Raw genomic sequence first — 22,401 nt, 5'->3', positions numbered from 1 at the left:
CAGGTACGGTTGGTATATGGAAGATGTTGCCAACGGAGAGCGGCCACAGGCACATGATTTGCCAACACTGGTCGGCTACGAGTTGACGGTTCGAGAGCTGCTGACCCTGCCTAGCCTGACCGGCTCGAAGCTGATCGCGGGGGCTGGCGGCCTGGAGCAGATCGTCCTGCGGGTCAACGTCATCGAGGTGCCGGACATACTGCCGTGGGTCAAGCCGAACGAACTGTTGATCACCACCGGATTCCCGCTGCGGCATGCCGATTCGGGCCAGCCGTTCGACCCCGCCGCGCTGGTCGAGCTCATCGAAGGTCTCGCCCAGCGCGGCGCGGCCGCACTCGGTGTGAAGGAGGGCCGGTACCTCGACGAGCTTCCCGCCGCGATGCTCGAGGCGTCCGACCGTCTCGGGTTTCCGCTGTTCCTCATCCCGCGGGAGATTGGATTCGACGAGGTGATGTCCGAGGTGTTTACCCACCTCGTCGATCGTCAGGCGTGGGCACTGGACGTTGCGGACCGCATGCACCGTGCCTTGACCAAGATCGTCCTCGAGGGCGGGGATCTGCCGCAGATTGCGGACGAGGTCGCGGCGCTGTTCGACGCCGCGGTCCTCATCTGCACGCCCGACGGGCGAGTGCAGGCGACAGCGGGTGCGACTCCCAACCTGCAGGCGCTGCACGGGTTGCCGCTGTTCGACCCGTCCGGCCGGCTTCGTACCGAGCGCCTACACCACGGCCTGCAGCCGGCACCGGGCACCGAGGCAGGTCAGATCGCCGTCGCGCCGGTTGTCGCCGGCGGCACCGACCACGGCCTCATCGTCGCCTTCGTGGCAGATGGCGGACTGGGCCCGGTCACCGTGCAAGCGCTCGAGCGCGCCGCAACCGTTGTCGCGTTGGCGGTCACCAAGCAGCTCGCGGTGTCGGCCGTCGAATCCAAATTTCGCGGCGACTTCCTGCGCGATGTTCTCAACGGCACGGCAGGGACGGCCGCCCAGATCACGGAACATTGCGCGCAGCTCGAATGGGACGTGAACCGCAGCATGGTGGTCGTCGTCGCCGAGCTCGACCCGGACGCCGATCCGGCGACGGCCGGCCGGACGACACCCCCGCCGGTTGCCGGGCGAATGCCGCAGCAGCGGCTCACCGCTGCCTGGCAGCAGGTGGTCCGTCGCCGGGATCGGTTCGCACCGGTAGTTGGCTTCAGTCATGAAGTGGTGGCGTTGATGCCGGTGGGCGGCAGTGACACCAAAACTGTGATCGAGGAATTGATCGCGGCTGTCACCGGGGACCGTGGAGGCGGCCGGCATTCGTTCTGCACCGGAGTCAGTCGCGTCATCGACTCGGTGGCCGACATCCCGCAGGCGTACGACCAGGCGCGGAAGGCGGTGACGGTGGGGCGGCGCATGCGCGGGAACGGTGCTGTCGCCCACTTCGACGGCCTGGGCGTGCACAGACTGCTCTCCCTGGTCGACGACAGCGCTGAACTCCAAGCCTTCGCCAGTGAGGTCCTCGGTTCGCTGGCCGGCGACGCCGACGAGGCGATCGATCTCCGGCAGACACTCCAGGTACTCCTGGACACCAACTGCAACGTCGCCGAGACTGCACGCGTCCTGCATTTCCACTACAACACGTTGCGTTACCGGATCGGTAAGTTGGAGAGCATCGTCGGCCCTTTCACGACGGATCCGATTCTGCGCTTGGATGTGGCGCTTGCATTGCGGGTCGTGGAGATGGAGGGTTTGTAGCCGATCAGCGGTGGCCGTGTCGAGAACGCTCGCTCCGGTTCGCGAGGTACGCATCAAGGGTCCGAACGACAGCAGCAGAATATGTTGTGTCATAAACGATCACGAATCCGAGCTGCTCGGACTCGTCCCAGCGGTGCTGGGTGACGAGCGTCTTCGCCGAAAGCGATCCGCACCCACCTGCGCCCGCGGGGATCGAGGCGGTCATCGCCGAAGCGGACGACCGGAAGCGCACACGCGCCCGCAAGGGCGGCGGTGATAGTCTGCCTGTTTGCCTCGAAGAGGAGAAGTGCAAGGGCCGCAATGTCGTTGAGCGGCCCTTCGGGAACGACAAAAGCCGTGGCGCGGGCCGGCCATCCCCTACGGCAACCTCACCCTCACCTGAGGGACATGCGCGACTGGGGCAATCAACGCTCGCATGCCGCGAAAACATCTGCCCCGCGCATGAAGGCATCGGCGATGTTTGCTCAATTAGTTGGCAAATTTTGGTAGGGGAGTACCAGCGTTGCGCCCGGGCATCAATGGAAGAGTGGGTGAAGTTGGCGGGAGTAACCCCATACGCAGTCCCGCGGATATATGACGTGGCGGCGAGCCACTTCTTCTCTCCCGGTGCCCTTGCCGGAATCTCGATATCCGCGCGTGTGCACAACGACACTCCTGGAAGGAGGTCAGGACACGTGCGCCTGAGCAACCACGACGCCTTGACTACCCGTCACGTCGGTGGGTGGCACTGGTCTTCGGCAAGCTAGGAGCTCGCCCCTCACCGTCCACCGCCCTGTGAGAGGAAACCAATGAATGCTTTGCTCTACGTCGGTATTGCGCTGCTCATTGTTTCGAACGTACTGATCCCCCCGACGCTTCTGCGATTCCAGAACGGCGCCAGCCAGTTTCTGCGCTCGACCGTCACCCTGGCATTGGCTGGGTCGGCCGCAATGCTGGTAAGCGCACTGACCTCCATCGATGCTTCGGTTGGGCAGCGGTGGGCCACCGCGCTTGCCGGAGTCCTCAGCGGCAGCGTCGTGGCCGCGACCATTGCCCTGGTGATCGAGCCCCGATTGACCGAATCGGGCTAGCCCGGGGATTTTGTCGTCGTCGACGCCGGCGAGAAGATGGATTGGGAGATCCACGAGACCATCCGCAAGATCTTTGTGAAAAGCACGCAGTAATCCCGTCAGTGACGGTGGCTCGCCCTCGCCGAATGGGCTGGCAACAGCCGGATTATGGGGATGAATTGGAGCACCGTCCGACACCTCGACACTCCCCGCTCAGTGCGGGTATCACTGGGTACATCGGTGGGAATCTTCGCCATTCGCCATTCGCCATTCGCCATTCGCCATTTGCCGGGTCAGCTATCCGCGCCACGTTGCAAATTGGTACTCGTGCGGTGCACAGCGAGACCGGCGAGTTCCGGCGCATGTCGATTGATGATCTCCCGCATCCGTGACTCCGCCAGCGGGCCGAGGTTGTCGTAGATGTCTACGAAGTTGCGCCGAGCCTCGTCCCGCGGCCACGGATGGGGCAGCACTTCGGCCGGGAGGTCGGGATCGATGTCGAGGAAGCTTCGCCATCGCGCCATCACCTTCGTTCTAATGATCAATGCGTCGGCGGGGGTGGTCCGCTGCTCCGCGATACGCGCGCGCAACTGCGTGGCGTCCTCGACGAAGCTGGTGTACTCGCGCGCGAGGTCGGGGAGCTCCCACGCGGTCACGGGGTTGCCGTTCAGAGTGTCGCACTCAGTGGTCCGGGCGCGGCTGACGGTCGCACGCTCGACGCCGACGGCTGACAGGGAAGTGCACGCCTCTTCGGTGAGGTCCCACGGTGACACCCATACACCGTCGTAGAGGGGGCCGAGGCCGAGGGCTCGCAGCCGTGTGCGGAGGATGCGTCGGAGCTCACGCTGTTCCTCCGGCACCGAGAACATGACGAAGGTCCAGAGGCCGTCCCACGCGCGGTCACCCGAACCGAACCGGAAGATGCGGATGAGCCGACGCATCGCCAGATCCTCGGTCTTGGGTGGGACGCCGTAGAAGGTGGTCCGGCCGACTTTCGAGACGGTGACGAGGTCGCGCGCGGCGAGTCGGCGGATCGCGGCGCGGGCAGCCTGTTCGGCCAGACCGAACTCAGCGAGTAGGTCGACCAGTACGCGGGACGGCAACGGCTCGCGGCGCCAGAACCAGTAGTCGCCCAGCAGGGCGGTCAGGAGTCGCTGGGAATTCTGGTATTGCGGTCGCGCCGAGCTGTCATTCACCGACACAGGGTAGCGGTGCAGCCGTTCATCGCCGTTTCATCGCCAACCGCAGCCGCACCAAACACGATACAAAATCATGTCCGGTCGATGTACAGTGTGTCTCATAAATGAAGGGTGATTGCCTCGCGTATCAGCGTTTCGTGGCAGATGGGTCGGCCCGCCTTGCGGCGGGGAGTGAAAACGCATGACTGCTTCTGCGTGCCGTGATGTCTTTGTTGCCATCGCGGGTTATTGTCATATCTATGACGAGCGCAATTGATCTGCATGACGAGTCCGCCAGCGGTGTGAAGGCGCAGAGCGTTCTGCTGACGGTTCTTGGACGCTACGTGCTTGGCCGCGACGTCCTTGTCGGCACGTCGAGCATCCTGGATGTCTTGACCTCGGTGGGCGTCGGCGAGCATGCCACTCGCTCGGCGCTCGACCGGATGGTCAAGCGCGGTCTACTGACGAAGTGCCGGAACGGGAGGCGCTCGTATGTCGGACTCACCTCGCGAGCGGAAGCCATCTTGCAGGACGGCCACGTCCGGATCTGGCGCACCGGCGCCGTCGAGAGCGGCTGGGACGGAACATGGACCCTTCTCAGTTTCAGCTTTCCCGACTCCTGGCAGAAGCAGCGCCACGAACTCCGGGCGCGCCTGCAGTGGGCCGGTTTCGGTTCACTTCAAGGAGGACTGTGGGTTTCACCGTCCACGCGTGACGTCACCGACGTCCTCGACGGGGTCGAGGGCAGCGACAAGGTGCGAGTGTTCTACAGCAGGGCCGAGTCCGGAATGGACGTGCCCGCGATGCTGTGCGACGCCTGGGACATCGCGGGTATCGCCGACCGATATGCGCAGTTTCTCGACCGGTGGAACGGCCCGGGCAGTCGTGCGGGCGGCGCGCTGGCCACCCAATTGGTGTTGGTCACCGAGTGGCTCGAGGTAATTCGTCAGGACCCACGGTTGCCACTCGAGCACCTGCCCGCGGACTGGCCCGCGGCGCCGGCGCAGCGTCTGTTCCGCGCGTTGCACGACCAGCTCGACCCGGTCGCCCGGGTGGAAGCCGGAGAACGCCTCGATCTGCGGACCGCAAACATGGCGGTGCACGAACCTTCGTCAGAATATTGACGGAAGTAGAGTATTGAACTAACTTCATCCCTGTTGCACGCATCACTTTCGGCTTCAGGGACGTTGGGTCTCGGGGCCTCTCGACCATCAAGTGAGGGACCAATGAGGCTCACTCGTTCAAAGACCTTCTGCGCCGCCGTCGCGTTGTCGGCGCTGGCGCTGGCCGGTTGTACGTCGATCGATCAGAAGACCGCCGACACCGAGAAGCTGTCGGGACCGGGCGCCAACGCCGGCGTCCTGTACGACCAACTGCCGCAGGCGATCAAGGACAAAGGTGAAATCGTCTTCGCCGGCGACTCGCACCCCCCGTACCGGACCGTCGGACCGGATGGCAAAACGGTCACCGGGATGGACCCCGACGTCCAGCAGGCGCTGTCGGGAGTACTGGGAATTCCCGTCCGGACGGAGATCACCAGCGGTCTTCCCGCCATGCTGTCCGGGATGCTCGCGGGCCGGTACGACGCGTTCAACGGCCCGGTGAAGGCGACACCGGACCGGCTCGCACAATTCGACGGCGTCCAGTGGCTGACCAGCCGCACCTCCTACCTCATCCCGATGAACGGGGGCATCGACGCCGAGAACGCCGATGCGCTCTGCGGGACCCGATCCGCGGGGGTCGTCGGATCCATCACCGAGGAACAGGTCCACAAACTGTCCGATTGGTGCGCTGCCAAGGGGCAGCCGGGGGTGGAGTTCGTCGGTCTCGCCGACACCAACGCGACGCTGCTGGCAGTGCAGTCCGGCCGGGCCGATTCGGCGGCACTGACACAGAGCGGTGCGATCGATACGGCAGCGGCGCAACCGAACACGTGGCGCACCGTCGCCCAAACCGAGGAGCAGGGCGCACTCGCCGACCAGCTCGTTCTCCTGACGCCGAAGACCAATGAGCTCGGACCGGTCTTCTACGAGGCGTTCAAGCTGCTGTTCGAGACTGGGCAGTACCAGGAGCTGGTGAAGAAGTGGCAGCTCGAGGACATCGCCATTCCCGCTCCGGTTCTCAACCCCACCCCGGCCGCATGAACCCGCGCCTGTCTGCCGCGGCCGTGACCGAAGAACAGGGGAACTCGATGACCGCCCCAGGGTCCGCGGAACCTCACTCCAGACCGAGACCCGAAGAGACCGACGTCGCCCGGGCCCGGCCACGCCTGCGCCCCGCCCGGTGGATCATTTCGGTGATCCTCCTGGTTCTGGCCGCCCAATTCGTCAACTTCGTGGTGACCAACGAACGGTTCGCCTGGGACATCGTCTGGGGCTACCTGTTCTACCCGACGGTGCTGCAGGGTCTCGCGATGTCGGTGTTCATCACCATCGTCGGCATGACGGTCGGATCGCTGTTGGGCATCGCCCTCGCGGCCGGCCATGCCAGTGACTTCTGGCCCGTACGAATCGTGTGCCAGGCCTATGTCGGCATCTTCCGCGGCATTCCACCGCTGGTGCAGTTGATCTTCTGGTTCAACCTGGCCTATCTTCTGCCGGAAATTTCCGTGGGAATCCCGTTCGGACCCACGTTCGGGTCGTGGTCGTCGACCGCACTGATCAGCCCGCTCACCGCAGCCCTGATCGGCTTGAGCCTGCACGAAGCCGCGTACATGTCCGAGATCATCCGGTCCGGTCTCGGAGCGGTCGATGCGGGCCAGCGCGACGCCGCACGCGCGATGGGCTTCACCCAGTGGCGGACCTTCTCGCGCATCATCCTTCCGCAAGCCATGCGCGTGATCGTTCCCCCGACCGGAAACCAATTCATCTCGCTACTCAAAGGCACCTCCCTGGTCTCGGTGATCGCCATGACCGACCTCCTCTTCTCCGTGCAGCTGATTTACAACCGCACGTACCAGGTGGTTCCGCTGCTGCTGGTGGCCTGCATCTGGTACCTGGTCGTCGTCTCTCTGCTCACTTTCGTCCAACGCCGACTCGAACGCCGGTACGGCAAGGGGCAGCGCCGTGACGAGGGCGGTACATCCACCTGGCGCACCACGTTTCTTCGAGGAAGGGCCTCGCGATGACCGACCGAACTACCCCCGTCGTCCGGGTGGCAAACCTACGCAAGACCTATCACGGCACGACCGCGCTCGACGGAGTGAACCTCGAGGTAGCCGAAGGTGAGGTCGTGGTGATCCTCGGCCCCTCCGGGTCCGGTAAGTCGACCCTCGTCCGCTGCATCGACCAACTCGAGAAGATCGACGGCGGCGCCATGTACCTCGACGGAGAGCTGCTGGGTTTCGCCCAGCGGCACGGCGCCCTGCGACCACTCACCGACGAACAGGTCGCCCAGCAACGACGACGCATGGGAATGGTGTTCCAACAGTTCAACCTATTCCCGCACTGGACCGTGCTGCGCAACATCACCGAGGCGGCCATCGCGGTCCATGGGTTCTCGCGTGAGGACGCCCGGGTCCGTGCCGAGACGCTACTCGAGAAGGTCGGTCTGCCCGACAAGGCGCAGGCCCACCCTCGGCAACTGTCCGGTGGCCAGCAACAGCGGGTCGCGATCGCGCGGGCGGTGGCCACCCGTCCGCGAGTGCTGCTGTTCGACGAGCCGACCAGCGCACTCGATCCCGAACTGGTCGACGAAGTGCTCGGTGTCATCAAGGATCTCGCCCGAGCCGGGCTGACGATGATCGTTGTCACCCACGAGATGGAGTTTGCTCGCCAGGTCGCAGACCGCTGCGTGTTCATGGTCGCGGGCAAGGTGGTGGAGCAGAACACCACTGAGGAGTTCTTCGAACGCCCACAGACCGAACGTCTGCAGCGATTCCTGAGCCGATTCACCCAGTCGCTGACAGCAAGCCGGGAACGTGAACTCGTGAAGGAGTTGCAGTGAACCGGACCTGCACCGTCATGGCTGTCGGTGATCTCGTCCTCGACGAACCAGACCCCGCCTTCTACTTAGCGCCGAGCAATCACCTGTTCCGGTCGGCAGACGTGGCCATCGGGCACATCGAGGTGCCCCACTCGACCAGCAGCGTGCAGGCGAGTACCGACGTGCCGGCGCCGCCGGCAGACCCGCAGGCGCTCGAGGCGGTCGCGGCGGCGGGGTTCGATGTCGTCACCCTCGCAGGCAACCACTTCTACGACGTCGGTACCGAGGGTGTGCTCGACACCATCGCCCACTCGCGCAAGGCCGGATTGCGGACCGCGGGTGGGGGAGCGAACCTCGCCGAGGCGCGGGAACCGGCTGTCACCGAGGCGGCCGGATTGCGCGTCGGGGTGCTCAGCTACAACTGCGTCGGACCGCGCGAGTCGTGGGCGGCGTCCCAGAAAGCTGGTGCCGCGTACGTGAAGGTGCTCACCCACTACGAACTCGACTCCGCCACCCCGGGTGGACCGCCGACCGTCTACACGTTCGCGGCACCGGACAGTCTCGCCCAGATGAAGGCGGACATCTCCGCGTTGCGACCCCAGGTCGACGTCCTCGTCGTCGCACTGCACAAGGGAATCGGGCATACCCGGGCGGTCCTCGCCGACTACGAGTCCCCGGTGTCCTACGCAGCGATCGATGCAGGCGCCGACCTGGTGATCGGGCATCATGCCCACATCATGCGCGGCATCGAGTTCTACCGCGGAAAGCCGATCTTCCACGGGCTCGGCAACTTCGTCACGGTCACCCATGCGCTCACCCCGGTCGGCGGCGACTCCGCCGAACGCCGCGCGTGGGCCGCCCGTCGACAGGAAATGTTCGGTTTCAGCCCCGATCCGGCGATGCCGTCCTATCCCTTCCACCCCGAGAGCCGCAACACCGCCGTCGCGACGTGCACCTTCGACGCCGACGGCCTGGTCGCCGCCGGCTTCGTTCCGTGCTGGATCGACGACGACGCGCGACCGGTGCCGCTCACCGCCGACGATTCCCGCACCGAGAGCGTGGTCGAGTACATCGAGACGATCACCCGCGCAGCCGGTTTCGACACCGACTTCCACCGCGACGGTGACCTCGTGATGGTCACCGTACCCACTGCACAGCAAAGGATCCGATAATGGCTCAGCGACCCCTCGAAGGGAAGGTCGTCCTCGACCTCACCACCGCACTGGCCGGGCCGTACGCGACTCTGCTCCTCGCCGGTCTCGGTGCCCGCGTGATCAAGATCGAGAACCCCGAGCGCGGTGGGGACGCCGCACGCAACAATTCGCCATACGTCACGCCGGACGGGTTGTCGGTGCAACGCACCAGCGCGGACGACATGTCGGTGTCGATGCTGTCTCGCGGACGCAACAAGGAGTCGATGACCCTCGACCTCAAGAACCCGCACGGCAAGCAGGTCTTCCTCGACCTCGCCGCGCAGGCGGACATCGTCGTCGAGAACTACAGTGCCGGTGTCACCGCGCGACTGGGAATCGACTACGCGGCCCTCTCCGCCGCCAACCCGAGACTGGTCTACACCTCCATCAGCGGGTTCGGCAGTCAGGGTGGCCCCGGCACCGGCAAAGCCATGGACACCATCATCCAGGCGCTCAGCGGCGTGATGATGACCGCAGGCAGCCCCGGCGACGCCCCCATCCGCTTCGGTCTACCCATCGGCGACCTCGTCGCGCCCTTGTTCGCCGTCATCGGCACCCTCTCGGCCGTCATCCAGGCCGACAGCACCGGCCGGGGACAGCACGTCGACGTCTCGATGCTCGGTGCGCTGACTTCCATGGTGGCCGCGGAACCCTTCGACGCGTTCGAGATGATCGGACTGCCCACCCGCACCGGCGCACTCGTGCCGCGGCTCGCCCCCTTCGGCACCTTCGAGGCGGAGGACGGCTACTTCGCCATCTGCGCTCCCACCGACGGATTCGCGCACGGAGTCCTGACGGCGATCGGGCGCCCCGACCTGATCACCGATCCCCGATTCGCCCGGCGCGACGGCCGCGTCCACAATGCCGACGATCTCCACGCGATGATCGGACAGTGGGCGGCCGACAAGCCCCTTGCAAAGGTGATCACGGACCTCGAAAGCCACGGTGCGCCATGTGCGGAGGTTCGCTCGCCCCGCGACGCAGTGCGCGACCCCATCGTCGTCGAACGCGGTGAGGTGGTACCTCTGACACACCCGACCTACGGAAACGTGGTCGAACTGTTCGGAAGCGGGCTGCCGATCACGATGTCCGGCAGCGAGACCACGCTCGACCGTCCCGCGCCCGCGCTCGGTGAACACACGACCCAGATCTTGGCAGATTTGCTCGGGTACGACGAGTCGCACATCGCCGACCTCGTCGAGAGTAAAGCGCTGTGACGGCGTCCTCCGCGTCTTCGGCATCGTCCGTATCGGCGCGGCTGCGCAGGCACTACGACAGCCGGCTCGATCGTGCGCGCACCGCCGCGGCCGACGGGACGGCGGTGATCGGGGTCGTCGGAGCGGACGTGCCGCCCGAGATCCTCGAGTCCTGCGGTGCACTCGCATACCGGCTGTCCAGCGTCGACCGGTCACCCAGTCCAGAAGCCGTCACGCTGCTCGGGGGTGCGGTCGACGCGACCGCCTACTCGATCCTCGACCAGATCCTCGCCGGGGACGTCGATTTCCTCCGCGGACTGGTCGTGTCGCGGGACAGCCAGGCGTCGCTGCGCGTGTTCTACGTACTGCGTGCGCTGGCGGCGCAGGGCCGTCCGGTGCCGCCCGTCCACCTGCTCGACGCCCTCCATCTGCGTCGGGATTCGACGCGCAGGTACAACACGAGTCAGATCGCCGGACTCGCCGCGATCATCACGCTATGGACTGGCCGGCCGTATAAGATCGAGAATCTTCTTGCAGCACAAAGTGTCCGGGCCCGCCTCGGATGCCGACTGGTCGAGGTCCGCGAACGACGGAGATCGGCCATTCCGACAGTGTCGGGTCTCGACGCCCTCCGGTTGTACGCGCTCAGCCAGACCGCGGAACCCACCGAGTGCATCGCACTGGCGGAGGGTTTGCTCGCGGACCCGTCACCGATCCCGGCGGGGTCGCGCGTCTTCGTCACCGGCAGCTCACACGACCACGACCACGCCTACGCCGCGCTCGAGTCGGCCGGCGCGCTAGTGGTGGGCGACGACCACAGCTGGGGCGACCCCGTGGCGGACCTGTGGCCGGTGCCGACCGCAGGTGACGACCTAGACAGTGCCCACAGCGCAATCGCGTTGCATCGCCTGTACTGCGGGGCGATGGCGCAGACGTCGGGGTTGACCGACCGCGCCGGATTCAGCGCCGAGGGGGTGCGGCGCGCCGGTGCGGATGCGGTCCTGTCCCTGGTCCGCCGCAACGATCCCGCACCGGACTGGGACTTTCCCGCACTGGTCCGGGAACTCGGTGACGGCGTGCCCGCGGCGAAGGTGCGCGGGGGCGGTCGTACCTGGCCGGATAAGGAACTGGGGGAAGCCCTCCAAGGGTTGACCAGGGAAGATTGCGAGGTTTCCGCACGATGAGCGCAGCACATACAGCTTCACCGGAGCGGCTGGCCGCAGCGACCGCGGCCACCGCCCACCAGAAGGAGTGGTTCGCGCAGATGCGAGCCGAGGTGGCCGCCGGCGCCCCGCTTGCGCTGGTCAACGCGGACGCACCTCAGGAAATCCTGCGCGCGATGGGGATCCCGTACGTGGTCAACCAGTGGTGGGCGTCCGTCGTGGCCGCCAAACGGTTGGGCCCGGCGAGCCTGAACACCATTGCCGAGCTGGGCTATCCGGACGACTCGTACCAGTACGACGCGATCGGACTGGGATCGATGAACCTCCCAGCCGAGCAGGCGCCCTGGGGTGGGCTGCCCCGACCGGACTTCGTTATCGCCGAGAGCAGTGGGGACGCCACCCGGAAGGTGTTCGACCTGTGGGCGCAGCATCCGGAGACCGAGTTCTTCGCGTTCGAGCGATCTTCGGCGACCACTGCACCCGACAATTGGTGGGACCTCGTCCCGCATCGGTGGGATCAGGCGTACGCTGCCGACCGGTTGGACCTGATGACCGACGAGAATTGGCAACTCGTCGAGTTCCTCACCGAACGCACGGGGCGGACGTTCGACCTCGACCGCCTCGCCGCCGTGATGGATCTGGTCAACGAGCAAGCCGAGTGGAACAGGCGGACACGGGACCTGATCGCGTCCTCCCGCCCCACTCCCGTTTCCGTCAACGACAGCATCCCGGCCGTGATGATCCCGCAGTGGCACCGCGGCAGCGAGTGGGCGCGCGACGCCGCACGCGCGCTGTATGAGGAGGTCGAGCAGGCCGTGCACGATCGCCGGGCTGTGTGCCCGGAGGAGCGGGTCCGCCTCATGTGGATCGGACGCGGTCTCTGGTTCGACCTCGGTCTTTACCAGCGTTTCCAGGAGAAGTACGGGGCCGTCTTCGTGTGGTCCATGTACCTGGCCATCGCGGCCGACGGCTACCCGCGCTACGGCGACGACCCGATGCGGACCCTCGCCGCCCGGTTCGTCGGGTTCACCGACCAGCTCTACACACCGCCGTGGTCGTCGCAGTGGTACGTGAAGGAGGCGCTCGCCCATGGAGTCGATGCGGTCGTCCACCTCGTGGCCGACGACGTGCCCGGGGGGACCTTCACCACCGCGGCACTCGAGCAAGCCGGAATTCCCGTACTCGAAATCAATGCCAGCAACGCGGATTCGCGCGGCGACACGGCGACGGTAGTCGAGCACGCGATCGGCGCCTTTCTCGAGGGTAGAGTCCTCGGCTGAGACCCCGATGCCTTCCCTCGTCCCGCTACCGCTCCGTCGGCGCAACTTCGCCCTCTATTTCACCGGCCAGATCGCCTCCAACACCGGTGTCTGGTTCCAGAACCTGGCATTGAGCCTGTGGATTGTCGAGGAAACCGAGAGCGCCCGCGCACTCGCCCTCGTCACGGTATGCCAGTTCGCACCGATCCTGCTGCTATCCGCCGTCGCCGGTGCTGCCGCGGACACGTTCCGTCCCCGGTCAATCCTGTTCGTCACCGCGGCACTGTCCTCGCTCGCCGCGGCGATGCTCGCTCTTGCGGCGAGCTCCGGCATCGACCACCTTCCCGTCCTGCTCGCAATCGTCGCGTTCTCCGGGGTGGTGCAGGCGTTCGACCGTACGGCGGGCCAGGCATTCCTGTTCGAACTCGTCGGAGCACGTGAACTCGGGGTGGCGGTATCGCTCAATACTGTTGCCCTGTCGGCGGCCCGATCGATCGGCCCGGGCATCGCCGGCATCGCCTACGCAGTGGCCGGTCCGGCCACATGTTTCGGCATCAACGCCGCGACCTACGGATTCGTGATCGTGGCGTTGTGTTCGATGAACGCGAAGCGGTTCGTGGCGCGTCCCGTTCGACCTGCCGACTCGGACGGAGCGCGGGGTGCCATCGGCACATTACTGGCCGACCGGACGTTGCGGAGACTGTTCGCGACCAACGTCGCGGTGACTGTGCTGGCGATGAACTTCATGGTGGTCGTCACGGCGATGGTGACCATCAGTCTGGACGCCGGTGCCCCGCAGCTCGGTGCCGCGCACGCACTCAATGCGGTCGGCGCGGTCGTGGGTGGACTCGTCGTCTCGATGCTGGCCCCGGTGCGTCTCCGCGTCGTCGCGCTCGCCACCCTCGTCCTCGGCGGTGCGCTGGCCTGTGCGGCGCTATCTCCTAATATTGTTGTCTTCCTCGTTGTTTCACCTCTTATCGGTCTAGGGTTGGGTGCGTTCCAAAGCTCGCTGGGCAGTGCCGTCCAGACCCTGAGCCCGTCCCATCTACTCGGCCGGTCCTCGGCGCTGCTGACCATGAGCAGTGTCGGCGTCGCCCCCGTCGGGGCGATCATCGCCGGTTCGATCGTCGACGGTGCCTCCGCGCGCTGGGCAATGGCCGTAGGAACACTCGCCTGTCTGGTGTGCGGTGCGGTCCTCGCGCGCACGCCGCGCACTACCGTTTCGCGCATTCGCACGGACGACAAGCGTCCTGCCCGCAGCTGACGTTCGGCCGGCTGGACGCGTCCCCGCAACGTCCTCGGAGGAAATGATGTCGAGAATCCGTTGGCTCCTCGCCCGTCTGATGTCGGACCAAGCGTTGGTGCTACCAACGACCGTGCTGCGCGACTGGCGCAGAATCGCCGCGTTGGTCCCCCCGCGCGCCACAGCAGTTGCTACCGACGGACTGGCCCCAGGGCGAGGCGCGCCAGGTCTTCGATGTTCTCAGGAGGGGCTTGGGCCCGCTGGCTCTGACAAGGCTCAGAACTATCCTGAGCAGGGGAAGATTCCGCCATGGCAGGCAGCGTGGAACTGATGGATATCGAAGTGCTCCACTGCGGGCATCGACGATCCCGTGACGCTACCTCGGGAACGGGACGCGATGAACTCCTCGATCCGCTGTTCGATCATGCTTGGATTCAGCGCGCGGATCTGCATTGCTGCCGCGGAGCACTCTCTCAGATATATCGCATTTTCTAGACGATAGTGCCAAAAGTGAGGCATGTGTGGAATGTCGTTTTACCTCGCCGTCATCAATCGAGCCAGGTGCTGGTCCGCGTTCCGATGATGTGCGCTGAGACGTGCTGTCCGTAGTCCGGGGCGTTGCGATCCAACACGCCCCGCACCCGGCGCATCGCGGCCGGAGCAAGTGAGTCGTAGAGACGGACGAACACGCCTTGGGCGTCCGACCGCGGCCAATCCTCCGGAAGCAGATCCAGTGGCAGATCGGGATCGATCCGCGGAAACGACCGCCAGACATTGACCAGTTCGGTGCGAAGGACCAGCGCCGAGGCCGGGTCGAGGCTCATCTCGTCGAGTCCCCCGAGCAGCGGTTCCGCACCGTCGAGAAACTCCCGGTACAACCCCTCGATGACGGTGAGGTCCCAGGCGTCGGTCGGGTTGCCGTGGCCGAGCCCGATACCGCCGATCTTTCCTTCGAAGAGCGAGGCGGATTCGATGCCCAACTTCGTGATCAGCGCGGCCGCATCACGGGCCACCGGCCTCGGTGTAATCCAGAGGCCATCGTAGAGCGGGGCGAAACCCAACCAGGACAGTCCCTTGCGGAGTTGCTGTCGCAGCGCACGTTGTTGCTCGGGGACCGAGAAGCCGACGCACGTCCATTGGTCCGGGCCCTCACGACGGGCGTGGCCGAAGTCGGCGATTCGCCGCAGTCCCGACGCCAGGCGGACTCTGGCTTGCTCGGACAGGCAGTAGAACGTTCGCCGGCCTTCCTTGACTACGACGAGGCGCCCCTCTTTGGTCAGTCGGCTCAAGAGGGTGCGGCAGCCTGATTCGGACACGCCGAAATCGCACATCAGATCTACCAGGACACCGGACGGCGCAAGCGCTCCCTCTGTCAGCCAGTAGTCGGCCATCAAGGTGATCAAGATCTGGCGCGCACGTGTGCCTTCGGCGGTGCGGACTCGCATGTGCTCGAGAAAGTTGTGCTGACCTGGGCTGACCATGCGACTCCTTTGGGAGAGGGTGTTGTGAAATCTAGCGTAGACGCAAAAATAGAATGACAAATATTGACGATCGTCATAAAAACGCCGACAATCATCGACAGTGACGCCGATCTCATCCTGTTGGGCAGGGGAGGTCCGAACTCAGGCGTTGACTGGGAAAGAGGAAGCATGAATCACTCCGTGGCCATCGAAAATCTGTCGAAACGGTTCCGACGCCGAGACGGCGCCGTTGTCAGTGCGATCGACAACGCCACCATCCACATCGACCGCGGCGAGTTCATCGTCCTTCTCGGACCGAGCGGATGTGGCAAGACCACCCTGCTGCGCTCGGTAGCGGGGCTCGAGACACCCGACTCGGGAACAATTCAGGTAAACGGCCACACCGTCTTCAACGGTGCAGACGGAATCTATGTATCGCCCGAACGACGCCAATTGAGCATGATGTTCCAGTCGTACGCCCTCTGGCCGCACATGACGGCCCGCAAGAACGTCCAATACCCGCTCGAGAATCAGCGCACTCGACGCCGATCCCGGGCGGCGATGAAGGACAAGGTCGACGCCGCGCTGACCCTGGTGGGTATCGGTGACCTCGGCGACCAATATCCCGCCCAGCTCAGCGGTGGACAACAGCAGCGGGTCGCGCTTGCCCGCGCGCTCGTCAACGACTCCGATGTCGTGCTTTTCGACGAACCATTGTCCAATGTCGACGCCAAAGTCCGTGAGCAACTACGTATCGAACTGCTCGCCACCCAGCGGCGGCTCGGATTCACCGCCCTGTTCGTCACCCATGACCAGGCCGAGGCTATGGAGCTGGCAACCCGAATAGCAGTTCTCGACAAGGGAAGAGTGCAGCAGCTCGGCACGCCGGCTGAAATCTACAGTCACCCGTCGACCGAATACGTCGCGAAATTCATCGGGAACACCAACGAGCTTTCCGGTCGCCGGGTCACAGGTGGCGCCGCCGCCGTGTATGCGACCGAGGTCGGGGCGGTACACACCGGCCCGGAATCCGGCTCACCGGAGCAGGCGACCCTGCTCTGGCGACCGGAAGCGGGTCACCTCTTTCACGAGCCGCCGACCCATATGAACGGGTTCGAGGGCCGGATCGTCGCGTCCTTGTTCATGGGAACACACACCGAGTACATCATTCGGTCTGCTCAGATGCGATCCAGAGTCTGGACGAGCCAACCTGGACGCTTCCAGGTCGACGACACCGTCTGGATCGGTATCCGCCCCGAGGACGTCATGGTCTTCCCGAACACGTCGGGCTCTTCCACCACCGATACACGCGAGCTCGAGAAGGCCGCCTCGTGACGACCACCCAGACCCTCCCACCCACTGACAACCTGCCGGCAAAGAACCCGCGTTCACGCAAACTCAATGCACCCTCGAGCTTCAACCTCGTCGCCATCCTGATCGCCGCGGCTCTGATCGTCATCGTGTGCGTTCCGCTGATGAACGTCGTGGTGGACATGTTCTGGCAGAACGGCACTCTCAGCTTCGGGGCCATTCGACGCACCCTGGCGATTCCCGACCTCGGAAAACTGATCTTGAACACGGTCGTCGTCGTCGCCGCCAGCAGCCTGATGGCCGTCATCATCGGCACCCTCATCGCATGGGCCAACGAACGCACCGACGCCCGCATGGGAATGCTCAACGACGTTCTCCCGTATCTGCCGTTCCTGCTGCCCCCCATCGCCGGAGCGGTGGGGTGGACGATGCTCCTCTCTCCCAAGGCCGGACTGATCAACGCATGGCTACGGGATGGCCTGGAATTCATTGGGATCCACCTCGACAGCGGACCGTTCGATATCAACACCTGGTACGGACTGATCATGGTCTACACCATCTACGCAGTGCCCTACGTCTACATGAACGTCTCCGCGGCGATGACCACGTTCGACTCCAGCCTCGAGGAAGCCTCGCGACTGAGCGGCGCCAGCTACCTCACCACCTTGCGCCGCGTGACCATTCCCGCCCTCGCTCCTTCGATCGGTGCCGGTTTCCTGCTCTGCACATGGTTCGGATTCGGCATGTTCTCGATCGCCGCCATCATCGGAACCCCCGCACATATCGACGTCATCGCGGTGCGCATCGTGCAACTATTGACCTTCTCCTACCCGCCGGAAGAAGATCTTGCACTCGGGTTGAGTGCAATCGTGATGGTGTTCGTCGGGATCTCGTACTTCGTCCAGTACAGAATTCTCAAGACTTCGCGCTTCAGCAGCATGACCGGCAAGAGCGCCACCCACAAAATTACTCGCCTGGGCAGATGGCGGCCAGTCGTTCGCGGCGTCGTCCTGCTCTACGTCACCTTGTCGACCGTACTGCCCATGGCCGGACTGTTTCTCGTAGCCCTCAACGGGTACTGGACACCCAAGATCAAATGGGACTCGCTCGGCTTCGAAGCCTTCCACACCGCGCTGTTCGCCGATCCCAAGACACAGCAGGCCTTCACCAACAGCCTCGGACTGGGCCTCGTCGGCGGACTGATCGGCATCTCGGCTGCCGCAATCGTGTCCATCTACATCGCCCAGCGCCGCACTCGCGCGACCCAAATCCTGGACGCCGCCATCAAACTTCCTTCGTCGATCTCCCACATGGTCATCGCCGTGGGAATCCTGCTCCTCCTCGGCGGCCCGCCCTTCCACCTCGGCGGTACCTGGCTGATTCTGCTACTGGGCTACCTGGCGATATACCTCCCACAGGCATCCATCGCCTCCGACGCGGCAGTCGCCGTCGTCGGCCGCGAACTCGCCGAGGCCTCCCGGATCAGCGGCGGCCGGGACTGGAAAACGTTCCTACGCATCTACGCACCCCTCATGCTGCCCGGACTGGTTGGTGGATGGGCACTGCTGTTCATCCGCATCGTCGGCGACCTCACGGCTTCGGCGATTTTGTCCGGAACGAACAACGTCGTCCTCGGTTTCCGGATCCTCGAAGTCTTCAACGGGGGCTCGTACGCCACACTCGCCGCCCTGTCCGCCGTCCTTGTCCTGGTAACCGGGACAGTTCTGCTGCTGGTGATCTGGACATCGAAACGATTCGGTGTCGCCAAATCCCGATCTACTCACTGACCCTCAACTCGTGAACAGGGAACGACCATGAAGAAACTCACTCTCCTCGCACTCGCGTGCGCAACCTCCGTGCTGGCCGCCTGCGGCGGAGGCGGCACCGACTCCGCAAGCGGGGGCACCGCAGCCAATCTCGACGCAGAAACCCAAGCCCTGGTCACGGAGGCGAAGAATGCCGGACCGGTCACCTTCTACAGCATGCTCGACGAAAGCACCTTGCGCGCGCTCTCCGAAGACTTCAGCAAGAACTACGGAGTCCGCGTCGAACCCGTCCGACTGGTGACCGCCGATCTCATCCAGCGCTACTCGGCCGAAGCCTCATCGGGCGAGAGCGCCGCCGACATCATGTTGCTGACCGATTCCGGCTTCTTCGCAGATGCCCTCGCCAAGGACTGGATCACCCCCATCGCCAAACAAGACCTGCCGCCGGCCGCCGACACCTTCCCTAAGGACTACCTCACCCACGACGGATCCGCCGCGGTGGTCTCCCTCATCCCCAGCGAGATGGTCATCAACTCCGACGACACCTCGGACACTCCATCGGACTGGAAGGCCTACGCCGACACCCAGTTCAAAGGCAAGCTGATGCTGACGAAGCCGGACTCCTCACCCGCCAACATCGCCTTCTGGAGCCTGATGAAACAGCAGTACGGCGACGACTTCCTCGAGCAGATCGCAGCCAACCAGCCACAATTCATGAACAGCGCTGTCCCGCTCACACAGGGAATCGCCGCCGGTGAAGCACAAGTCGGCTTCCCTGGAGTCGCCGCCATCGTCAACAACCTCACCAAACAAGGCGCACCTGTTCAATTGGTGAGCCTGGCACCGACCACCGGCCCCGAAGCCGCACTCGCACTGTCCAAGAACTCATCCAACCCCGCCGGCGCCAAGCTTCTCGCCAGCTACCTGATGTCGGAGGCCGGCAACAAACTGCTCAACGACGACTCCGACGGCATCTCACCATACGACCCCGAGGGAACGAAGCGATTCACACGGGTAGAAAACATCAAACTGGCCGACGCCGCTCAGATCAACGCACTACTGGGAGTCAACTAATGACCAACGAATCCGCCCCGACCAGCCGCTCACGACGAGACGACCACGACTTCGACCCCCAGGTACCCGAAGCCTTCGACACCGCGCACACTCAGTTCCGGGAACTACGCAATCGCTGCCCCGTCGCCCGCAGCCAAGAATTCGGCGGCTTCTGGGCCATGCTCGGATACCCCGAACTGCTCGAAGTCATCACCGACATCTCCCGGTTCACCACCACCAAACAGAACGCGATCCCATCCTTCGCATTCACCGGCGTCCGCCCACCACTCCACCTGGATCCTCCCGAACACATGGCGTATCGACGAATCATCAACCAGTTCTTCACACCGCCGAAAATGAGAGCCATCGAACCGAAGGTCCGCCGCTGCTCGACCGAACTCCTCGACCCCCTCATCCACAAGGGAAAAGTCGACGTAGCACTCGAATACTCCCAGAAGCTCCCCGCACACGTCTTCGCCGAGTTCTTCAACCTCTCAGTGGAATTGAGCTCCGAGATCAAGCGCATCAGCGGAACCTACGTCGACGCCATCCAAGTCCTCGATCACGACACCGTCCGCCGACTGAGCCGCGAACTGTACCAAGTCGCCCAGGCCATCATCGACGACCGAACGAGCGGGTCGTACAGTCCCGATGAAGACCTCACCGCAGCCCTCCTCGACGGCACCCACGACGGCGAACCTCTCCCGGCCGCGATGATCCTCGGATGCGTGAGGCAACTCATCGTGACCGGGATGGTCGCGCCCAGCGTGTTCATCGGCAACATGTTCGTACACCTCGGCCGCGATACCGAACTGCAGTCCTTCCTCCGTGCCAACCCCGACAAGATTCCCGCCGCGGTCGAAGAATTCCTCCGTCTGTACAACCCGTACCGCGGCATGGCACGCACTGCCCGCGACACCACCACGGTCGGTGGCCAAGAAATTCTGCAAGACGACCCGATAGCATTGGTGTACACGGCCGCCAACCGGGACCCCCGCGTGTTCGAACGCCCCGACGAGTTCATCCTCGACCGTCCCAACATCAAAGACCACATCAGCTTCGGCAGAGGAACCCACAGCTGCCCCGGTGCCCCACTTGCGCGCATCATGCTCACAGTCACTCTCGAAGAAGCCCTCTCCCGCGCCGAATTCCTCCTCACGGACTCACCTGGCATGGCCATGTGGGCGGAGTGGGGCACCCGCTCGGTTCCGCTGGAATTCATCGGACTGTAAGGAACCAACGAATGGGAACCACCACGGACGATTTCAGCATTGCGGGCAACGACGATCCCGACCACGTATTCGAGGTGTATCAGGATCTGCAAGCCAACTGTCCCGTCGCACACACCTCCGACTACGGCGGATACTGGGCCCTGACCCGCTACGACGACGTACGCGACGCGGCGGTCAACGCGGATCTCTTCATCTCCTCCGTGAAGGCCGTAGTGCCCAGCGATCCCCGCGGGATCCGACGACCACCCCTCAATTTCGACGCACCCAAGCACACTCCATTCCGACGTGCACTACTCAGGACCCTCTCCACCACCAGGGTCGGACAGATCGTGCAGGCCCTTCGCCCCCGCGCCGCCGCGCTGTTCGCCGACTTTGTCGAGGGCCAGGACCAGGACATCGCGCGATCCTTCGGAACCCTGCTTCCCGCGTACGCCGCAGCAACGTGGCTGAACCTCGACGAGCAGCGTGTCGAATGGCTCGCCACAACAGCGACAGACTGGGTCGACGCATGGCGGAACCAGGACTCTCAGCAGGTCACCCGATTCAGCGAGGAAATGTATCAGGTCGCACGCTGGCTGGTTGACGACCGAACCAGCAACCCCCGGGACGTCGCATCCGACCCTGCCAGCTCGCTGTTGAGCGAACGCGTCGACGGTCAACCCCTCGAGACGGACCTCGTCATCGGCGCGATCCGGCAATCGCTAGTTGTGGGCATGGTGGCACCGCCACTGCTCATCGGCTCCATGGCCAGACACCTGGCTACCGAACCCGCACTGCAGGAACAACTCCGTTCCAACCGCCTGATCAGACCATCGGCAGCGGAGGAATACATCCGACTCTTCACGCCCTATCGCGGATTCGCCCGGACAGTCAGCCGCGAGACGACGATCCGAGGGACAACCATCACCCCTGCCGAGCCAATCACCCTGACCTATGCGGCAGCCAATCGTGACCCAGCCATCTTCGACAATCCACACGAGTTCGTGCTCGACAGAGAAAACATCGCCCAACACCTCGGCTTCGGAATCGGCAGGCATCAGTGCGTCGGAATGCACCTGGCCCGCGGGATCATCAACGTCGCGCTCGACGCAATCCTCGACGGCTCAACGGCTCTTACGCTAGTCAGCGAGCCGGTACCTACCCGGATGCCGGAACTCGGATACCAGGCGGTCCGGATAGACGCGAAGTCCTAGTTACGCCCGTCAGCACGTGCTCGGTGCAGGGTCTCCCCGGAATCGGGCGTCCGTCCATTCCAGGCCGGGCACGAGACCGAGCACCGCCGCCGACAGGTGGTCAGGACAGGGTGTGAACAACGACTGCACTGCGACGCCGAGGGTGCATTAGGGAGTGTCAGGTTTTCGGTGGATCTAGCTCTGGCGCATCGGTTTAGTTCTTACTCAGGATGATTCGCCCTTCGAACGTCATTGCAAACGCATTGAGAGCCGGCTTCCACCTCGCCACCCATCGTGCTCTTCCCTTGCCTGTCGCCTGCCCGGTAATGGTGTATCCATCATCTGTTTCGGTGGCGACGAGGCGGGGATTCGCAGGGTCGGCGTAGCCCACTGCCGGATACACCGGCAGTGATCGCGCCCGCGCTGTGGACACCCAACTGTGAGGCACACTTGCGGGGGATATG

Annotated in this window: 18 protein-coding genes and 1 pseudogene; 16 read left to right on the top strand and 3 right to left on the bottom strand. The window is 64.5% G+C overall.

The genetic code is table 11. The annotated features are described in order from the left end of the window. Positions 1 to 58 precede the first annotated feature (58 nt). Both AZG88_RS21730 and AZG88_RS21725 read left to right on the top strand, forming a co-directional pair. Positions 59 to 1,738 (top strand): PucR family transcriptional regulator, encoded by a 1,680-nt coding sequence (locus AZG88_RS21730; RefSeq protein ID WP_231914125.1) that lies wholly within the window; start codon positions 59 to 61, stop codon positions 1,736 to 1,738. Between the two features lie 788 nt (positions 1,739 to 2,526). Beyond that, a complete protein-coding gene (locus AZG88_RS21725) occupies positions 2,527 to 2,808 on the top strand; it encodes a hypothetical protein (RefSeq protein ID WP_005243533.1) in 282 nt (93 codons plus the stop codon). 272 nt (positions 2,809 to 3,080) lie between these two features. Here the strand turns inward: AZG88_RS21725 and AZG88_RS21720 are convergent, their stop codons facing one another. Then, positions 3,081 to 3,983: a PaaX family transcriptional regulator gene (locus AZG88_RS21720; RefSeq protein ID WP_063886861.1), complete on the bottom strand. Its 903-nt coding sequence runs from the start codon at positions 3,981 to 3,983 to the stop codon at positions 3,081 to 3,083. A 242-nt stretch (positions 3,984 to 4,225) separates the two neighbouring features. On the opposite strand from AZG88_RS21720, the gene AZG88_RS21715 reads away from it, so the two are divergent. The 9 genes from AZG88_RS21715 (at position 4,226) to AZG88_RS21675 (ending at position 13,964) form a co-directional block, all read left to right on the top strand. Next, positions 4,226 to 5,089: a PaaX family transcriptional regulator gene (locus tag AZG88_RS21715; RefSeq protein ID WP_061698986.1), complete on the top strand. Its 864-nt coding sequence runs from the start codon at positions 4,226 to 4,228 to the stop codon at positions 5,087 to 5,089. A 102-nt stretch (positions 5,090 to 5,191) separates the two neighbouring features. Beyond that, positions 5,192 to 6,109: a transporter substrate-binding domain-containing protein gene (locus tag AZG88_RS21710; RefSeq protein ID WP_061698983.1), complete on the top strand. Its 918-nt coding sequence runs from the start codon at positions 5,192 to 5,194 to the stop codon at positions 6,107 to 6,109. A 152-nt stretch (positions 6,110 to 6,261) separates the two neighbouring features. Next, positions 6,262 to 7,092 carry an amino acid ABC transporter permease gene (locus AZG88_RS21705; protein ID WP_197487894.1) on the top strand — a complete coding sequence of 277 codons (831 nt, stop codon included), beginning with the start codon at positions 6,262 to 6,264 and terminating at the stop codon, positions 7,090 to 7,092. Further along, positions 7,089 to 7,910, top strand: coding sequence for an amino acid ABC transporter ATP-binding protein (locus AZG88_RS21700; protein WP_061698980.1), 822 nt, complete (start codon positions 7,089 to 7,091; stop codon positions 7,908 to 7,910). Before AZG88_RS21705 ends, AZG88_RS21700 begins: the two co-directional genes overlap by 4 nt. Then, positions 7,907 to 9,061 (top strand): CapA family protein, encoded by a 1,155-nt coding sequence (locus AZG88_RS21695; protein ID WP_197487893.1) that lies wholly within the window; start codon positions 7,907 to 7,909, stop codon positions 9,059 to 9,061. Before AZG88_RS21700 ends, AZG88_RS21695 begins: the two co-directional genes overlap by 4 nt. Continuing rightward, complete coding sequence (locus tag AZG88_RS21690) at positions 9,061 to 10,299, top strand: CaiB/BaiF CoA transferase family protein (RefSeq protein WP_061698978.1); 1,239 nt, start codon at positions 9,061 to 9,063, stop codon at positions 10,297 to 10,299. The genes AZG88_RS21695 and AZG88_RS21690 overlap by 1 nt, the downstream gene beginning before the upstream one ends. Continuing rightward, positions 10,296 to 11,462: a 2-hydroxyacyl-CoA dehydratase family protein gene (locus AZG88_RS21685; RefSeq protein WP_061698977.1), complete on the top strand. Its 1,167-nt coding sequence runs from the start codon at positions 10,296 to 10,298 to the stop codon at positions 11,460 to 11,462. Before AZG88_RS21690 ends, AZG88_RS21685 begins: the two co-directional genes overlap by 4 nt. After that, on the top strand, positions 11,459 to 12,721 hold the full coding sequence (locus AZG88_RS21680) for a 2-hydroxyacyl-CoA dehydratase family protein (RefSeq protein WP_061698974.1): 1,263 nt from the start codon (positions 11,459 to 11,461) through the stop codon (positions 12,719 to 12,721). Before AZG88_RS21685 ends, AZG88_RS21680 begins: the two co-directional genes overlap by 4 nt. 7 nt (positions 12,722 to 12,728) lie before the next feature. Then, complete coding sequence (locus AZG88_RS21675) at positions 12,729 to 13,964, top strand: MFS transporter (RefSeq protein WP_061698971.1); 1,236 nt, start codon at positions 12,729 to 12,731, stop codon at positions 13,962 to 13,964. 527 nt (positions 13,965 to 14,491) lie between these two features. Here AZG88_RS21675 and AZG88_RS21670 read toward each other — a convergent pair. Then, entirely contained in the window at positions 14,492 to 15,424 is a 933-nt protein-coding gene (locus AZG88_RS21670; RefSeq protein WP_061698969.1) for a PaaX family transcriptional regulator, read from the bottom strand. A 168-nt stretch (positions 15,425 to 15,592) separates the two neighbouring features. Here AZG88_RS21670 and AZG88_RS21665 point away from each other — a divergent pair, with 168 nt between their 5' ends. The 5 genes from AZG88_RS21665 to AZG88_RS21645 are packed head-to-tail and all read left to right on the top strand — an operon-like array spanning position 15,593 to position 21,958. Then, positions 15,593 to 16,738, top strand: a complete 1,146-nt coding sequence (locus tag AZG88_RS21665) for an ABC transporter ATP-binding protein (RefSeq protein WP_082833418.1) — start codon at positions 15,593 to 15,595, stop codon at positions 16,736 to 16,738. Continuing rightward, a complete protein-coding gene (locus AZG88_RS21660) occupies positions 16,735 to 18,501 on the top strand; it encodes an ABC transporter permease (RefSeq protein WP_061698967.1) in 1,767 nt (588 codons plus the stop codon). The genes AZG88_RS21665 and AZG88_RS21660 overlap by 4 nt, the downstream gene beginning before the upstream one ends. Positions 18,502 to 18,528: 27 nt before the next feature. Continuing rightward, a complete protein-coding gene (locus tag AZG88_RS21655) occupies positions 18,529 to 19,554 on the top strand; it encodes an ABC transporter substrate-binding protein (RefSeq protein WP_061698965.1) in 1,026 nt (341 codons plus the stop codon). Continuing rightward, positions 19,554 to 20,765: a cytochrome P450 gene (locus AZG88_RS21650; RefSeq protein WP_061698964.1), complete on the top strand. Its 1,212-nt coding sequence runs from the start codon at positions 19,554 to 19,556 to the stop codon at positions 20,763 to 20,765. The genes AZG88_RS21655 and AZG88_RS21650 overlap by 1 nt, the downstream gene beginning before the upstream one ends. An 11-nt stretch (positions 20,766 to 20,776) precedes the next feature. Beyond that, complete coding sequence (locus AZG88_RS21645) at positions 20,777 to 21,958, top strand: cytochrome P450 (protein ID WP_061698961.1); 1,182 nt, start codon at positions 20,777 to 20,779, stop codon at positions 21,956 to 21,958. A 9-nt stretch (positions 21,959 to 21,967) separates the two neighbouring features. Here AZG88_RS21645 and AZG88_RS55635 read toward each other — a convergent pair. Beyond that, a pseudogene (locus AZG88_RS55635) lies at positions 21,968 to 22,105 on the bottom strand (lipase); the annotation flags it as partial. Positions 22,106 to 22,401 lie beyond the last annotated feature (296 nt).

This window comes from Rhodococcus sp. LB1 (assembly GCF_001583455.1).
GTDB classification, from domain to species: domain Bacteria; phylum Actinomycetota; class Actinomycetes; order Mycobacteriales; family Mycobacteriaceae; genus Rhodococcus_F; species Rhodococcus_F opacus.
This window is presented reverse-complemented; position numbering and strand designations above follow the sequence as displayed.

Coding starts and splice junctions, on each gene's coding strand:
- AZG88_RS21655 (WP_061698965.1), top strand. CDS start 18,529: ATGAAGAAACTCACTCTCCTCGCACTCGCGTGCGCAACCTCCGTGCTG.
- AZG88_RS21700 (WP_061698980.1), top strand. CDS start 7,089: ATGACCGACCGAACTACCCCCGTCGTCCGGGTGGCAAACCTACGCAAG.
- AZG88_RS21715 (WP_061698986.1), top strand. CDS start 4,226: ATGACGAGCGCAATTGATCTGCATGACGAGTCCGCCAGCGGTGTGAAG.
- AZG88_RS21665 (WP_082833418.1), top strand. CDS start 15,593: ATGAATCACTCCGTGGCCATCGAAAATCTGTCGAAACGGTTCCGACGC.
- AZG88_RS21675 (WP_061698971.1), top strand. CDS start 12,729: ATGCCTTCCCTCGTCCCGCTACCGCTCCGTCGGCGCAACTTCGCCCTC.
- AZG88_RS21710 (WP_061698983.1), top strand. CDS start 5,192: ATGAGGCTCACTCGTTCAAAGACCTTCTGCGCCGCCGTCGCGTTGTCG.
- AZG88_RS21645 (WP_061698961.1), top strand. CDS start 20,777: ATGGGAACCACCACGGACGATTTCAGCATTGCGGGCAACGACGATCCC.
- AZG88_RS21670 (WP_061698969.1), bottom strand. CDS start 15,424: ATGGTCAGCCCAGGTCAGCACAACTTTCTCGAGCACATGCGAGTCCGC.
- AZG88_RS21650 (WP_061698964.1), top strand. CDS start 19,554: ATGACCAACGAATCCGCCCCGACCAGCCGCTCACGACGAGACGACCAC.
- AZG88_RS21725 (WP_005243533.1), top strand. CDS start 2,527: ATGAATGCTTTGCTCTACGTCGGTATTGCGCTGCTCATTGTTTCGAAC.
- AZG88_RS21690 (WP_061698978.1), top strand. CDS start 9,061: ATGGCTCAGCGACCCCTCGAAGGGAAGGTCGTCCTCGACCTCACCACC.
- AZG88_RS21680 (WP_061698974.1), top strand. CDS start 11,459: ATGAGCGCAGCACATACAGCTTCACCGGAGCGGCTGGCCGCAGCGACC.